Genomic DNA, 13,360 nt, shown 5'->3' with positions numbered 1-13,360 from the left:
TAAATTTTGCAAAGGAGAGGCCGCATGGGATTTGAAGTAAGCGAAAAAGTCAGGCAGTTAAATGCCCGGCTCGAAGCGTTCATGGAGGAGCACATCTATCCTCGTGAGCACGACTGGAGTGCGTTCACCCTGAATCAGGACAATCTGTGGCAGGTTCCTGACTGGTTTGATGAGCTGCGTGAAAAGGCGAGGGCCGAAGGGCTATGGAACCTGTTCCTGCCCCACGAGTACCAGCCCTGGAGCCCGGGGCTGACCAATGCCGAAATTGCCCCGCTGTTTGAAACCATGAGCAAGGTTATGTGGGCCCAGGCGGTGTTCAACTGCAATGCGCCTGATCGCGGCAATATGGAGGTGCTGGCAAAGTACGGTACGGCTGAGCAGCAGGCGCAGTGGCTGGAGCCATTGCTTGCGGGTGAAATCCGCTCTGCCTACGCGATGACCGAACCTCAGGTGGCCTCTTCCGATGCCACTAATATGGAGCTTGAAATCAAGCGCGATGGTGATGAATACGTGCTCAATGGCCGCAAGTGGTGGACCACCAACGCGGTGCAGGAGCGCTGCAAGATTATGCTGGTGATGGGGCTATCGAACCCCGACGCCCCCCGTCATCGTCGGCACTCCACTATTCTGGTGCCTCGCGATACCCCGGGGATAACGTTGGTACGGCCGTTGCGTGTATTTGATAATTTCCATTCGCCCGGCGGTGAAGCGGAATTCCTGTTTGAAGACGTACGCGTCCCCGTGACCAATATGATCAAAGGCGAGGGCTGTGGTTTTGAAATTGCCCAGGGTCGCCTCGGCCCGGGCCGGTTCCAGTATGCGATGACCCTGGTGGGTGCGGCGCAGCGCTGCCTGGAACTGATGTGCGCACGCGCGGAGGAGCGTGTGGCCTTTGGCGAAAAACTCAGCAAAAAAACCAGTGTGCAGCATGAAATTGCACGCTGTCGCTGCGACATTGAACAAGCGCGCCTGTTGGTACTGCAAGCCGCAGAAGTAATGGATAGGGAGGGTATGCAAGCCGCCTTGCCCTATATCTCCATGGTGAAAATCGTCGCGCCACAGATGGCGCAGAACGTAGCCGATCGCGCCATGCAGGTATTTGGCGGCATGGGCGTCTGCCAGGACACCATGATTCCGGACGTGTTCACCCACGCGCGTTTCTGCCGAATCGCCGATGGCCCGGACGAGGTGCATATGTCACAGTTGGCCAAGCTGACTATTCGCGACCTCCTAAAATAAAGGCAGAAATTTTCCCCGGTGGGCTGGTCTTGCTGAATGCCGGATCGTTGGCATAGGGCATTTTCTGAATATGCCAAAGCTCTCCGGATTAAGCCCTATTTCTGTAGGATATTCTGGGCCTTATCGGTAAATTTTTCCTGTTCTTCTTTGTCGTCAAGTAAGTTACCCAGGCTAAAGGGCACTTCGGTGCCTTTTAGCAGGCCGGGCTGTGTTTGCATTACCCCCATCCAGCGGTCGAGGTTGTCCAGCCCCTCTATAGAAATACCTGACCAGCGGTGGGTACGCACCCAGCACCAGTTGGCAATGTCCGCTATGGAGTAATTATCAGCCAACCATTCGTTGTCACCCAGATGGGTATCCAGCACTTCGAACAGGCGGCGGCCTTCGCTCTGGTAACGGTCGATTGCCGGTTTAATTTTCTCCGGAAAGTAGCGGAAGAATACATTGGCCTGTCCCATCATGGGGCCAATCCCGCCCATCTGGAACATCAACCATTGAATCACTTTGGAGCGACCCCTGACATCGGTGGGCAATAAGCGGCCAGCCTTTTCCGCCAGGTAAATCATGATTGCACCCGATTCAAAAATGGCAAAGTTTTCTAACTCCCGATCAATAATGGCGGGGATTCGCCCATTGGGGCATATCGTCAGATACTCGGGAGTTTTTTGTTCGCCTTCAGATATGTTGACGAAATGGGTTTCGTATTCCAGGTTCAGCGCTTCCAGTGTGCATGAGGCCTTGTGCCCGTTGGGGGTGGGTGCTGTATAGAGATCAATCATCGGGCTCTCCTCTTAGCCGCGCGGGGGCAGGCCGCGCACCATGGTAATGAACTCGAGATTGGTGCCGGCGCGACGGTGCTCCGACAGTGCCTGGTAATCCGGATCGTTGTACCACTCGGTCGCCAACTGCTCTGAGGGGAAGCCGAAAATAACAACCCTGCCGGAAGGCGGTGCCTGGCCCTCGAAGGTAGTGGTGTTGTCATCGTAGGTATAAAAGACACCATTGTGGCGCTTGAGTATAGAGAAGAATCCTTTCTCGTATTCGCGGTACTTGTCCTTGTCATGAACCTGAAAATTTGCGAGTACGTAAACCGGTACATCTGACATTGTTTTCTCCTGGTTGATAAAATAGTGCATGGGTTGGGTCGCTCATGCAGCCCAGGGTTGCCCCCGCCCTGGATACTAGAAGTCGTAACGCAAGGTGGCGCCGTAAGTCCTGGGCGGCACCAGAAAATAGGCATCCATGCCGGTAAGGGGGAAGGTGACGAGGGTCTGCGCTGCGTATTCCTCATCGGTCAGGTTCTTGCCCCAGACGCTGATATTCCAGTTATCGTTGCGCCACCCCAGGGTCATGTTGAGGTTGCTGCGGTCCTGCTCATCCTTGTCTGCCAACTGTGCCGCACTGGCAACGTTGGTAGTGTGATTACCCATAAAGCTGTAATCGGCGCGCAGGTAGGCGCCGCCATCGGCGAGTGGAAGCACAAGAGTCGCGGCCAGGTTGCCACTCAGTTCCGCGGCAAACGCCAGGTCCAATCCCTTGTCCGGCCCAGCGGTGAACTCATACTTGTCCAGATACTGCAGACCCAGGGTCACGGTCAGGTTGGGTAAAGGCAGGGCGTCCAGTTGAAAGTCGAGTCCCGCGACTTCTGCCTCACCCTGATTGGAGGTGAACTGCCCCAGCCCACTGTCTGCCTGCTGGGTGGTCTGCATATTCTCAATTTTGGTAAAAAAGAGTGTGGAGTTGATTCTCAGTCGTGCGTCGAGCACAGTAGATTTAATGCCTAGCTCATAGCTCGCGGTGTCCTCATCGTCGAATTCCCGCTGTTCGGGTTCGCCGGCCACACCGTTGAAACCGCCGGACTTGGTGCCTGTGGAGACGCTGGCGAACACCATAGTATCTGTGTTGAGATCGTAACTTGCGCTTGCCAGCCAGTCGACGTTGTCGCTGCTGCGGTTAAAGCTTTGATCTATTTCCGGCCGACTCGCCGCCAGTAGCGAGAAGGGCGGGAAGATACCCTGTTGTGCCAGCACTGCGAGAAGGGGCGCGGGAATGTTCTCCGGCTCCCGGGCTGTAAACGCGGTGGACTCCACATCCACGAACAGGTCGGCGTCTTTATCCTCTTGACTCCAGCGTATGCCCCCGGTGAGATGCCAGTTATCGCCAACATGCCAGGTGGCGCGACCGAACACGGCCATGGTTTCTGTCTCAAACATATTGTCCTGGAAGGACTTGTCACCCGGTGCAGAAATCAGTGCCAGCTGTGGCCCCCAAATCTGTATTGCTATGGGACTGTCGGCGCCCGCGAGGGCGCTTAGTTCGCCCTCAAACTCGCGGGTTTCCTGCTCGAAGTAGTACAGGCCGGCCATGTAGTCCACATTGTCGGTACTGTTGCTGAAGCGTAATTCCTGGGAAAAACTGTTACCAGACTGGGGCTGGTTGAGGTAAATGATATCGAGCACCGAGCGGCTGGATTCCTGCTCGGACTCAAGTTCATAATCATCCCAGGCGGTAATCGACTCAATCGTGCCCCACCCGGCGTCATAACCAATGTGCAGTGAAGCCGCCGTTGACTCCTGTTCATAAGGGCTGGGGAAATCCTGCGAGGTCTTATGGTCGAAGGGGTCATCCCCAAGAGGCGGCTGCCCACGGTCGATGATCGCCTGTTCTGCGATAGGGTCGTGAACGGAATCCGGGGAACAGCAGTTCATGTCGCGTTCGACCCGGCTTGCCTTGAGTAATATGGACAGTTCGTCCGTCGGTTCCCACAGCAGCTTGCCTACGACGTTCCAGTCATCGGCATCGTTGAGATCAGGGCCGGCGAGATTCTCAAGATAGCCATCGCGTTTGTGGGAATTGCCTGCCACGCGGTAGGCGAGGGTGTCTGTAATGGGCCCGGATAGCGAGCCGGTGACGCGCTGCATGGAATAGTTACCCGTCGTGGCCTCGAGGTGACCCTCGGTCTCCAGCAAATTGGGCGACTTTGTGGTGATACTGATCGCACCGGCATTGGTGTTTTTGCCATACAGGGTACCCTGTGGGCCCTGCAGAACTTCTATACGCTCGATATCCACCAGGTCTGATACCGCAAGGCCTGTGCGGTTAAGGTAAACCCCGTCGACAAAGCTACCTACGGAGGGTTCGAGAAAAGTAGAGCCGGCGGTACCTATGCCGCGAATGGTGATTCGGGTGCTGAACGGGCTGATATTGCTGTTGATATTGAGGGAGGGTGTGAGTACTGCCACGTCGGCGGCATCGCGAATGTTGGCTTCCCTGATCGTGTTCTCACCGAAGGCCGTAACCGTCACGGCAATATCCTGCAGGCTTTCTGCCTGCCTGGTTGCGGTAACGATCACTTCCTCCAGTGCCGGGGCCTGGGCGAGAGCGACTGAGCCGTATAGAGCAAGTGCCAGAGTGGATGCTTGTTGTTTTATTTTTTTCATTACGATGATCCTCTCAAAGAAACGCCTTGTAGTGGCAGTTATTATGTCATAATCTTTCGACACATCGTATGCTCTAATGTTCAACGAATCAACCGATATCTATAACCATCTCGCTACTGAGACAAGGCCATAAACAAGGCAGGGCGGTAGATGATAAAGGCAAGACAAGGAGAGCCTGTGAATATCCAGTTCAAACGTACGCCTGACGACCGGTTCGACAGACTGCCCGATTATCCCTTCCAGCCCAACTACCTGCAGGTAGATGACACCGAGAGGGGAGAGCTTCGCATCCACTACCTGGACGAGGGGCCAGCCGATGCCGAGGTGGTGCTGTTACTGCACGGCCAGCCCGCCTGGAGCTATCTGTACCGCCATATGATCCAACCGTTGGTGGAGGCGGGCTTTCGGGTTATTGTCCCAGACCTGGTTGGCTTTGGCCGCTCCGATAAGCCCACACGGACCGAGGACTACACCTACGCCCGACACGTGGCCTGGATGAGTGACTGGTTCACGCAGCTGGATCTCAGCGGGGTTACGGTGTTTCTGCAGGACTGGGGGAGCCTGATCGGGCTGCGCCTGGTGGCGGCTTTTCCGGAGCGTTTTGCCGGGGTCGTGCTGGCCAATGGTGGGCTGCCTGCGGGCCCTATCCCTGAGGAACTCACGGGCCCCACCCGAGAGGTGTATAAGACCCTGCCGGTTGTGAAGGCGGCGGAATTGGAAGCGTGCTTTCGCGGTACTTATCAGGGTGGGGCCCCCGGCGTTCCGGGAATCCTCTATTGGCGCAAGTTCTGTGCCGAAAGCCGGGAAATATGCAGCCCAGGTGATGTAATCGGCCTCATCAGTAATGTAGTTCCCCTGACAGAGGGTGAAATAGCCGCCTTCAACGCACCTTACCCCGATGAGTCCTATGTGGCGGGTGCGCGGCGTTTCCCCTCGCTGATACCCCTGTTCCCGGACGAGCCGGAAGTCGCGGAAAACAGGGCCGCCTGGGAAGTGCTCAAGCAGTTCGACAAGCCCTTCATGTGCGCTTTTGCCGACCAGGACCCGGTGACCACCGGCGGAGACCGCGCCTTCCTGGATCGGGTGCCCGGCTGCAACGGCGTTGGTCACCGAACTATAAGCCCCGCCGGCCATTTCCTGCAGCAAGACCAGCCTGACCAGTGCGTACAGGCCATCCTGGATATCACCGGCCATTAATTAATTTGTCCCCTAAAAAGGAGATAGTTATGGACACACGATTTACCGATGAAGAACTCGCCTTCCAGACGGAGGTTCGCCAGTTTTTTGCCGATACGCTCGATGAGGAATTACGCGGCAGGCTAGAGGGCGTGGAGGCCTCTCCCAACCTCAAGGAAGCCATGCTTGACTATCAGCGCCGCCTCAATGCCAAAGGCTGGATGGCTCCCGGCTGGCCGGTCGAGTACGGCGGCCAGGACTGGAGCATGAGCCAGCACTTCATTTTTAATGCAGAGCGCGGCAAGGCGGGAGCGCCCGCGCCAATTCCCTTTGGTGTAACCATGGTGGCACCGGTTATTTACACCTACGGCACCAAAGAGCAAAAGGAACGCTTTTTGCCTCGAATCCTCAACAGTGATGACTGGTGGTGTCAGGGCTACTCTGAGTCCGGCGCTGGGTCTGATCTGGCGTCACTGCAGTGTAAGGCCCAAAGAGAGGGTGATGAATACGTAGTCAACGGCAGCAAGATCTGGACCTCATTCGCACAGGCTGCAGACTGGATTTTCTGCCTGGTGCGCACTGACAACAGTGGCCGCAAGCAAGATGGCATCAGTTTCCTGCTGATTGACATGACCACACCGGGCGTGACCGTAAGTCCCATCGAAACCATTGACGGTATCTACCACCTGAATGAGGTGCACTTCGACAACGCCCGCGTACCCGTGGATAACCGTATCGGTGAAGAGGGCAAGGGCTGGACGTATGCCAAGTCCCTGTTGGTCTATGAGCGCCTGTCAATTGCCGAAGTGGCGGAATCAAAACGCAACCTGGCGCAGCTGCGTGAGTTGGCTCGCGCTGAAGTGAACGGCGGGCACTCACTGCTGGATGACGCAGTGTTTGCACGGCGCCTCGCTGAGGTGGAAATCGACCTTATGGCACTGGAATTTACCGAGCTGCGTGTGCTTGCCTCCGCCGCTGAGGGTGGTGTGCCGGGGCCTGAGTCATCACTGTTGAAATTACAGGGCACAACTATCCAGCAGACGATACAGGAACTGCGCATGGACGTGGCTGGCTACTATAGCCAGACCCTGCAGGGGAACTTGAGTGCGTCGCAGCTGGGGCATGATTTTGCCGATATTGCGCAGAAGCTGTATTTCCGCGGACGTGCTTCATCAATCTACGGTGGTTCTGATGAAGTGCAGAAGAACGTAACCGCCAAGCACGTGTTGGGCCTGTAAGCATAACGTAGGGAGAGCAATGATGAATTTTAATCTTACAGAAGAACAGACCATGATCCAGGATAGCGTGGCACGCTTCGTCCAGGATAATTACGCTTTTGACCAACGCAATGCGACTGTGGCACTCGAGCACGGTTTCAGCCTTGACCACTGGCAGCAGTTTGCGGAACTGGGCTGGTTGTCTATCCCCTTCGCGGAAGCGCATGGCGGTTTTGATGGTGGCCCGGTGGATACCATGGTGATTATGCAGGAGTTCGGCCGCGGACTTGTATCGGAACCCTTCCTGCCGACCGTACTTCTATTCGGCGGCCTGCTCAAGGCCGGTGCCAGCGAAGATGTAAAGAATGCACTGATCCCGCAAATTGTCGCCGGTGAGTTGCAGGGCGCTTTCGCCTTCCTTGAGCGCCAGAGCCGTTACATCATCAGTGATGTTAGGACCCGCGCCCGCCGGGATGGTGTGAACTGGGTGATCAACGGCGAAAAGGTCGTGGTGCTAAACGGTGGGGCGGCGCAGAAACTGTTGGTTCTCGCGCGCAGTTCCGGTGAGCAGTCGGATGAAAATGGGCTCAGCCTGTTTCTGGTGGATGCCTTCGCAGAAGGTGTGGCCAGCACTGGCTACCGCTTGACCGATGGACGTGAGGCAGCAAATATTACCTTTAACAACGTCACCGCTGAAGCCGTGATAGGTGGTCTGGGAGAGGGCTATGGCCTGACCAGCACTGTTGTAGACCACGCACTGCTCGCCGTTGCGGCCGATGCCCTGGGGGCCATGGAATCGCTCAATGCCCGGACCCTGGAATACCTGAAAACCCGCAAGCAGTTTGGCACCCATATCGGTTCTTTCCAGGCACTGCAGCACCGTATGGTGGATATGTTCGCCGCCTGCGAAAACACCAAATCCCTGCTTTATCGTGCGGTATGCGCAATGGATGCCGGTGACGAGGACGCCCGGCGCAGCCTGCTGGCACTGAAATTCATGGTGGGCAAGGCGGGCCGCAAGATTGGCGGCGAGGGTATCCAGATGCACGGAGGCATGGGTATGACCGAAGAACTCCCGGTCGGCTCTTACGTTAAGCGCCTGATGATCGCCAACACTCTGTTTGGCGATGCTGACCACCAACAGCAGCGCTTCTCTGCCCTGGTTAGCGAGGCCGGGTGAGAGTGATGTTGAAGAAGGTATTGCTAGCGCTGGTACTGGTCCCCCTGGGCCTGTTTCTGTTCCTGTTCTGGCTGGCCTTTCTATCACCCCGGCCACCATTGGCCACCGACCCCGCCACCCTGGCGGGGGACGGTAGCGTGCTCAATTACTGCGATTTACCGGAGCTTGATGGGAGCGGCAAGATGGCCACGGATATTCCCAAGGGCAATACGCCCGGTTGCAGTTACTCGCACTTTCCCCTGCCGATCCTGGCTCAGTGCACCGAGCCATTGCCCGAGAGCGCCGATGATATCCGCGGACTGTGGATTGGTGTGGACGGCGGCCATGTGGGCCATGTGGAACGGGTAGAGCAGTGCGGCAACCGTACCGTAGTGACCACATCGGGGATCATTCATGACTACGGCCCCAACAGCACGGCGGGCTTCAATACTGACGACACCGAGGGATCGGTGCTGTTCACCGTTGGCGACAAAGAGTTCTGCGCGCGCACCTCCGCCGCCATGATCTGGGAGCAGGGCGTACTCAACTTCCATGCCTTTGGCTGGGGGCCGGTCGTTGTGAAGCGCTATCGGGACGGCGAACAACTGGTGTGGGAGTACGCAGATGGCAGTACAACCCATATGGACAGGATGTGTACCCTGCCCGAGGAGCATAAAGTGCCTGCCCCCCGTGGCGCGCGATTCTAGAGAGGTAGATCTTGGTAGCGCCGGAGAACAGGGCGACAGGCATCAACTGCGGCTTGGACAAGACGTGTCTCCTCGCACCTGTGTGGATGGCAGGTGAGGCCCCGCGTTCATGCTTTCCTGGATACGCGCCAGAGGTCTGCCAGTGCTGTTAGCGTCAGCAGGATAAGCCCGAGCAGCAATCTGGGGTCGCCGAGATACAGGTTGGTTTCTATCGGGTAGGCGATCGTTTTATCGAGCGCTGCGGTCTTGAAGTGGTGCTTTTCCCTGAACGCGGGATTGGTGACGATTTCAAGGAAGGCGCGACGACTGCGGTAGCGGAAAAGTGCGCCCTGATCCCAGTTCTCGGCCCCCTCAATGCCGACCAGATCCATCGCGGGGTAAACAGCAGTGCCTATGAGGACCGGGTGGCAGGCGCGCGTCAGGAGCGCGGGTATCATGTGCCTGGCGTAGCGGGCCATGAGGTCCGCAGCGCTTTCGCCGGGTAAGGCGCCTTCTACATCGGGCGGGTTCTCGTTCATGTCGATATTGTTCACCATCAGGAACTGGCGACCACTGTCCTGGCGGGCGAACGTTTCAATAAAAGCGACAACGTCGGGGTCGCTGCCGTTGGATTCCATGGTGGCGATGAATTGATCGACTTCGGTGTCGCTCAAGGGGCCACCAAAGTCGGTGTACCAGTAAACAAAAACAGCGTAGAGCAGGGCCGGTACGAGCCAGAGTCTGGTGCGTGTGGACATGGGTAATTACCCTCTTTAAATTCGGAGACCGCCGTTCATGCTGCACGTGCAACCTGGCCAGGTTCAGGCGTTTCTGGGTACGCGCCCGGGCAATGCCGAAACCATAGTCGACTTGCAAGGTATCCGGCACCTGGTCATTCGCGGGCCAGGGGACGGGTTCGCCCAGACTATGCTACTCGGCGAGCGCCCCTATTCCTGCCAAGGTTTACATAATGGCATTATATGTGTCAATATCTGGAGTTCAGGTACCGATGGCAGTCATAACCGCGATAAGGAGAATTACTGTGGCGTCACAAGAACCGATTCGCCTGGTTGGTGGTACGGGATCGCCGTATACCCAGAAGATGGTATCCCTGTTGCGCTACCGGCGGGTGCCCTATGCAATCAGTTGGGGGCAGCCGGACCAGGCATGCGACGCGCTGGGGGTAGAGAAGCCCAGGCCGATATTTATGCCCACGTTCTTTTTTGCAGAGGGAGATGAAATCCGGGCCGAATGTGACTCCACGCCCATCATTCGCAAGCTCGAGACACTGTACCCGGGCCGCTCTGTGTTGCCGTCGAATCCGGCACTGGCATTTATCGACTACCTGATCGAGGATTTCGCCGATGAGTGGTGTACCAAGTACATGTTTCACTATCGCTGGTATCCGAAGGAGGATGCTGACAATGCCGGCACCCTGTTGCCCCTTGGGATGGACGTGAGCCTGCCCAAAGATGCCCACGAGCAATTCAGGAATTTTATCGCAGAGCGCCAGATAAACCGTCTTTATGTGGTGGGCTCCAATGACACCACCGCCCCGGTTATCGATGCCAGCTATCGCCGTTTCCTGGCGGCGATGGAAAATCACCTGGCCAACCAGAAATTCATGCTCGGCGGACGCCCGGGTGCCGGCGACTTTGGCCTTTATGGCCAGCTCACCCAACTGGTCGGTTTCGATCCCACCCCCCGGGCGATTGCCCATGAAGTGTCGCCGCGAACGGTGGCCTGGGTGGATCATATGGACGACCAGAGCGGCCTGGAACCACAGGGATCCGACTGGCTCAGTCTCGAAAACCAGCCTCACAGTCTGCGCGGCCTGATGGACGAAATCGGGCGCGTCTACGCACCCGCCCAACTGGCCAATGCCCGGGCAGTACAGGCCGGCGAAAAAACCTGGGAGACCGAAATCGACGGTGCTCCCTGGGCCCAGCAGACGTTCCCCTACCAGGCCAAGTGCCTGAAGTGGACCAACGAGCGCTACCATGCGCTCAGCGAAGATGACCGCGCGCTCGTCGACGGCCTGTTGCAGGGAACCGGGGTAGAGATGATGCTGTCATCGTCCGCCACATGATCGATACCGGGCGGCTGCAGCCGATTGTTCTCCATGGGTCCAATATTTCCTACTTCACGGGAAAGATGGAGAACTATTTTCGGGTGCGGGACATACCCTATGAGCTGCGCAGCATGCAGTTTCCCGGGGACCGGAAAAAGCTGGAGAAGGCTCTCGGCCTGATGCAGATGCCGGCGCTGCAGTTGGGGGACGGGCGATGGATGACCGACACCACTAAAATCATCCAGTGGTTCGAAGCCAGCTACCCGCAGAACGGCCTGGTGCCGGATGATCCGGTGCAGCGCTTCGTCTGCCTGTTACTGGAAGACTGGGCCGACGAGTGGTGGTGGCGACCGGCCATGCATTACCGCTGGCACTACCCGGAAGGTGCCCATTTTGCTTCGCGTCATCTCGCCGCTGAACTGATGCCGCACGTACCCGTGCCCGGTGCGATCAAGCGCCTGATGCTGCGCATCCGGCAGCGCGGAGGCTATACCACCGGCGACGGCATCACGACGAAAAGTGTCGCAGGGGTGGAGGACCTGTTCCTGCGATTGCTCGGGCAACTGCAGGCGATATTCAGCGACAGGCCGTTTGTTTTTGGCGACCGCCCCTCACTCGCGGATATCGCCCTGTCCGGACCCTTTTTTCGGCACTTCGCGCTGGATCCAGTGCCCCTGGAGATCATCCGGCAACGGGCACCCGCGGTACTGGAGTGGGTGGCTAGACTGTGGAATAGCCGCATGGATCAATGCACCGGTGAATGGCTGCAGGGCATTCCCGATGACCTTGGCCCCTTACTCGATGATATCGGAAACGGCTACCTGCCTTACGTCTGTGCCAATGTGGATGCTGTGGCTGCAGGGAATTCCCGCTTTGATGTGGAGGTGGGCGGCGTAGCCTACCGGCATGCCCGCTACTCACGCTATCGTGTTTGGTGCCTGCAGGAGCTTCGTTCACACTATCTGGCGCTGCCCGCGCAGGCGCAGGCCGGTGTGAGAGAGTTGCTCGAAAAACATGCCTGCTGGGAACCACTGTGGCGGCATCAAAGCCTGCCGCTCCTGCCCGGGCAGGAACAAGGCCTGCCGTTTCGGGGTGACACCAAGATGATCGGCGTTAACGAATAAGTCTATGAACCAACACAAGGAGAGCTCCCATTGAATATTCACATTACTCGCTCTAATAATGGCACCTGTTGTCATAGCTACGACAAGCAGGAGAGTCTTTGGCGCGGCCAGGTCTATGGCGAGAAGCTGGGCGAGCACAAGGAATCCGGGATCAGCGTCCGGGTAAATGGCAATGCTTAAACCTAAAGAGGGTGAATACAGCATCATCGGACGTCCGGAGTCGGGCTATTCCATGAAGGTGTTGTCCGCCATGCACTACAAGGGCGTTGCCCACCAGTGGATGGATCGATTCAGTCATCACAAACTGTATAAACAGCACGCGAAGGTCCAGCTTATTCCCCTGGTGTTTTTGCCGGACGGTACCGCTGTGCAGGATTCGACGCCCGTGCTGGAATTGCTGGAGGCGAGGCATCCCCAGCCATCGATTTACCCGGATGATATCGCTCTGCGTTTCTTGTCTGACGTGCTTGAAGAGTACGGTGACGAATGGGTCAACAAGCTGATGTTTCACTATCGCTGGGGTTATCCGGCGGACCAGAAGCACCGCGCGAAAACCCTGGCCGAGGGCACCGTCGCGGGCCTGACGACTCCTTTGATCGGCAAAATTGGTGGCCCGCTCCTCGCGCCCTTGCTGATAAAGAGAATGGTGCCCCGAATGGCTTTTGCCGGCGCCAATGACAACAACAAACCGCTGCTTGTGGAGTCGTTCGAGAACCTGGTGGATATGCTGCAAAACCATCTCCTGTCGCGTTCTTACCTGTTCGGTGAACGTCCCTCGTTTGGCGACTTCGGTCTGTGGGGGCAGATGTACCAGGCGTATATCGACCCCAGTTGTGGCGCCATTCTGCGGCAGCGGGGGCCTGCGGTGGTGGCCTGGATTGAGCGGATGCTGGAACCGGAAAAATACGGCGAATACGAGACACTGGAATCACTTGAGCCCACCCTCGCGCCCCTGTTTTCACGCGAGGTGGGGCCGCGTTTCCTGGCCTGGGATGTGGCCAATGCCCGGGCCTGGGATGCAGGTGAGGCGCAAACAGAGCTGGAGATGGATGGCAGGCACTATTACCAGAAGACCTTCAAGTATCCCGCCCAGGCGCTGGGCATCTTGAAAGGGAAGTTTAACCAGGCCAGTTCGGACGGCGAACTGGTTCGCTTCCTGGAGAGCACTGGCTGCCTTCAATACCTGACGGGTACGGACCCCACCGGGGTGAGTGCAGGGTCGTTAAAAGAATAAACAAAGAGTACGCA

13 protein-coding genes are annotated in these 13,360 nt (G+C 57.4%); 9 read left to right on the top strand and 4 right to left on the bottom strand.

All coding sequences use genetic code 11. The features are described from left to right. Nucleotides 1–24 precede the first annotated feature (24 nt). Nucleotides 25–1,239: an acyl-CoA dehydrogenase family protein gene (locus tag CWI75_RS11875; protein ID WP_101521702.1), complete on the top strand. Its 1,215-nt coding sequence runs from the start codon at nt 25–27 to the stop codon at nt 1,237–1,239. 95 nt (nt 1,240–1,334) lie between these two features. Here CWI75_RS11875 and CWI75_RS11870 read toward each other — a convergent pair whose 3' ends face one another. The 3 genes from CWI75_RS11870 to CWI75_RS11860 form a co-directional block, all read right to left on the bottom strand. Further along, nucleotides 1,335–2,018, bottom strand: coding sequence for a glutathione S-transferase family protein (locus tag CWI75_RS11870; protein WP_101521701.1), 684 nt, complete (start codon nt 2,016–2,018; stop codon nt 1,335–1,337). A gap of 12 nt (nt 2,019–2,030) precedes the next feature. Beyond that, nucleotides 2,031–2,345 carry a DUF1330 domain-containing protein gene (locus CWI75_RS11865; RefSeq protein WP_101521813.1) on the bottom strand — a complete coding sequence of 105 codons (315 nt, stop codon included), beginning with the start codon at nt 2,343–2,345 and terminating at the stop codon, nt 2,031–2,033. A gap of 75 nt (nt 2,346–2,420) precedes the next feature. Next, the gene (locus tag CWI75_RS11860; RefSeq protein ID WP_101521700.1) at nt 2,421–4,679 is read right to left on the bottom strand and encodes a TonB-dependent receptor; all 2,259 of its coding nucleotides are present in this window, start codon (nt 4,677–4,679) and stop codon (nt 2,421–2,423) included. Nucleotides 4,680–4,856: 177 nt separating this feature from the next. Between CWI75_RS11860 and CWI75_RS11855 the strand changes: the two genes are divergently transcribed. The 4 genes from CWI75_RS11855 to CWI75_RS11840 are packed head-to-tail and all read left to right on the top strand — an operon-like array spanning nt 4,857 to nt 8,938. Next, nucleotides 4,857–5,876, top strand: coding sequence for a haloalkane dehalogenase (locus CWI75_RS11855; protein ID WP_241521189.1), 1,020 nt, complete (start codon nt 4,857–4,859; stop codon nt 5,874–5,876). Between the two features lie 29 nt (nt 5,877–5,905). Beyond that, nucleotides 5,906–7,093 (top strand): acyl-CoA dehydrogenase family protein, encoded by a 1,188-nt coding sequence (locus CWI75_RS11850; protein ID WP_101521699.1) that lies wholly within the window; start codon nt 5,906–5,908, stop codon nt 7,091–7,093. A gap of 22 nt (nt 7,094–7,115) precedes the next feature. Further along, nucleotides 7,116–8,252 carry an acyl-CoA dehydrogenase family protein gene (locus CWI75_RS11845; protein WP_101521698.1) on the top strand — a complete coding sequence of 379 codons (1,137 nt, stop codon included), beginning with the start codon at nt 7,116–7,118 and terminating at the stop codon, nt 8,250–8,252. 5 nt (nt 8,253–8,257) lie between these two features. Beyond that, nucleotides 8,258–8,938 (top strand): hypothetical protein, encoded by a 681-nt coding sequence (locus tag CWI75_RS11840; RefSeq protein ID WP_101521697.1) that lies wholly within the window; start codon nt 8,258–8,260, stop codon nt 8,936–8,938. Between the two features lie 107 nt (nt 8,939–9,045). Here the strand turns inward: CWI75_RS11840 and CWI75_RS11835 are convergent, their stop codons facing one another. Beyond that, nucleotides 9,046–9,675 (bottom strand): hypothetical protein, encoded by a 630-nt coding sequence (locus CWI75_RS11835; RefSeq protein ID WP_101521696.1) that lies wholly within the window; start codon nt 9,673–9,675, stop codon nt 9,046–9,048. Between the two features lie 284 nt (nt 9,676–9,959). On the opposite strand from CWI75_RS11835, the gene CWI75_RS11825 reads away from it, so the two are divergent. Genes CWI75_RS11825 through CWI75_RS11815 form a run of 4 tightly spaced genes read left to right on the top strand, consistent with a single transcriptional unit; the run spans nt 9,960 to nt 13,346 of the window. Continuing rightward, nucleotides 9,960–11,006 (top strand): glutathione S-transferase family protein, encoded by a 1,047-nt coding sequence (locus CWI75_RS11825; RefSeq protein WP_241521188.1) that lies wholly within the window; start codon nt 9,960–9,962, stop codon nt 11,004–11,006. Then, complete coding sequence (locus CWI75_RS11820) at nt 11,003–12,112, top strand: glutathione S-transferase family protein (RefSeq protein ID WP_101521694.1); 1,110 nt, start codon at nt 11,003–11,005, stop codon at nt 12,110–12,112. Before CWI75_RS11825 ends, CWI75_RS11820 begins: the two co-directional genes overlap by 4 nt. Nucleotides 12,113–12,142: 30 nt before the next feature. Further along, nucleotides 12,143–12,292 carry a hypothetical protein gene (locus CWI75_RS18340; RefSeq protein WP_155523012.1) on the top strand — a complete coding sequence of 50 codons (150 nt, stop codon included), beginning with the start codon at nt 12,143–12,145 and terminating at the stop codon, nt 12,290–12,292. Then, nucleotides 12,285–13,346, top strand: coding sequence for a glutathione S-transferase family protein (locus CWI75_RS11815; RefSeq protein ID WP_162300059.1), 1,062 nt, complete (start codon nt 12,285–12,287; stop codon nt 13,344–13,346). The genes CWI75_RS18340 and CWI75_RS11815 overlap by 8 nt, the downstream gene beginning before the upstream one ends. The last annotated feature ends 14 nt before the right edge of the window (nt 13,347–13,360 follow it).

Source organism: Kineobactrum sediminis (assembly GCF_002868715.1).
Classification (GTDB): domain Bacteria; phylum Pseudomonadota; class Gammaproteobacteria; order Pseudomonadales; family Halieaceae; genus Kineobactrum; species Kineobactrum sediminis.
This window is presented reverse-complemented; position numbering and strand designations above follow the sequence as displayed.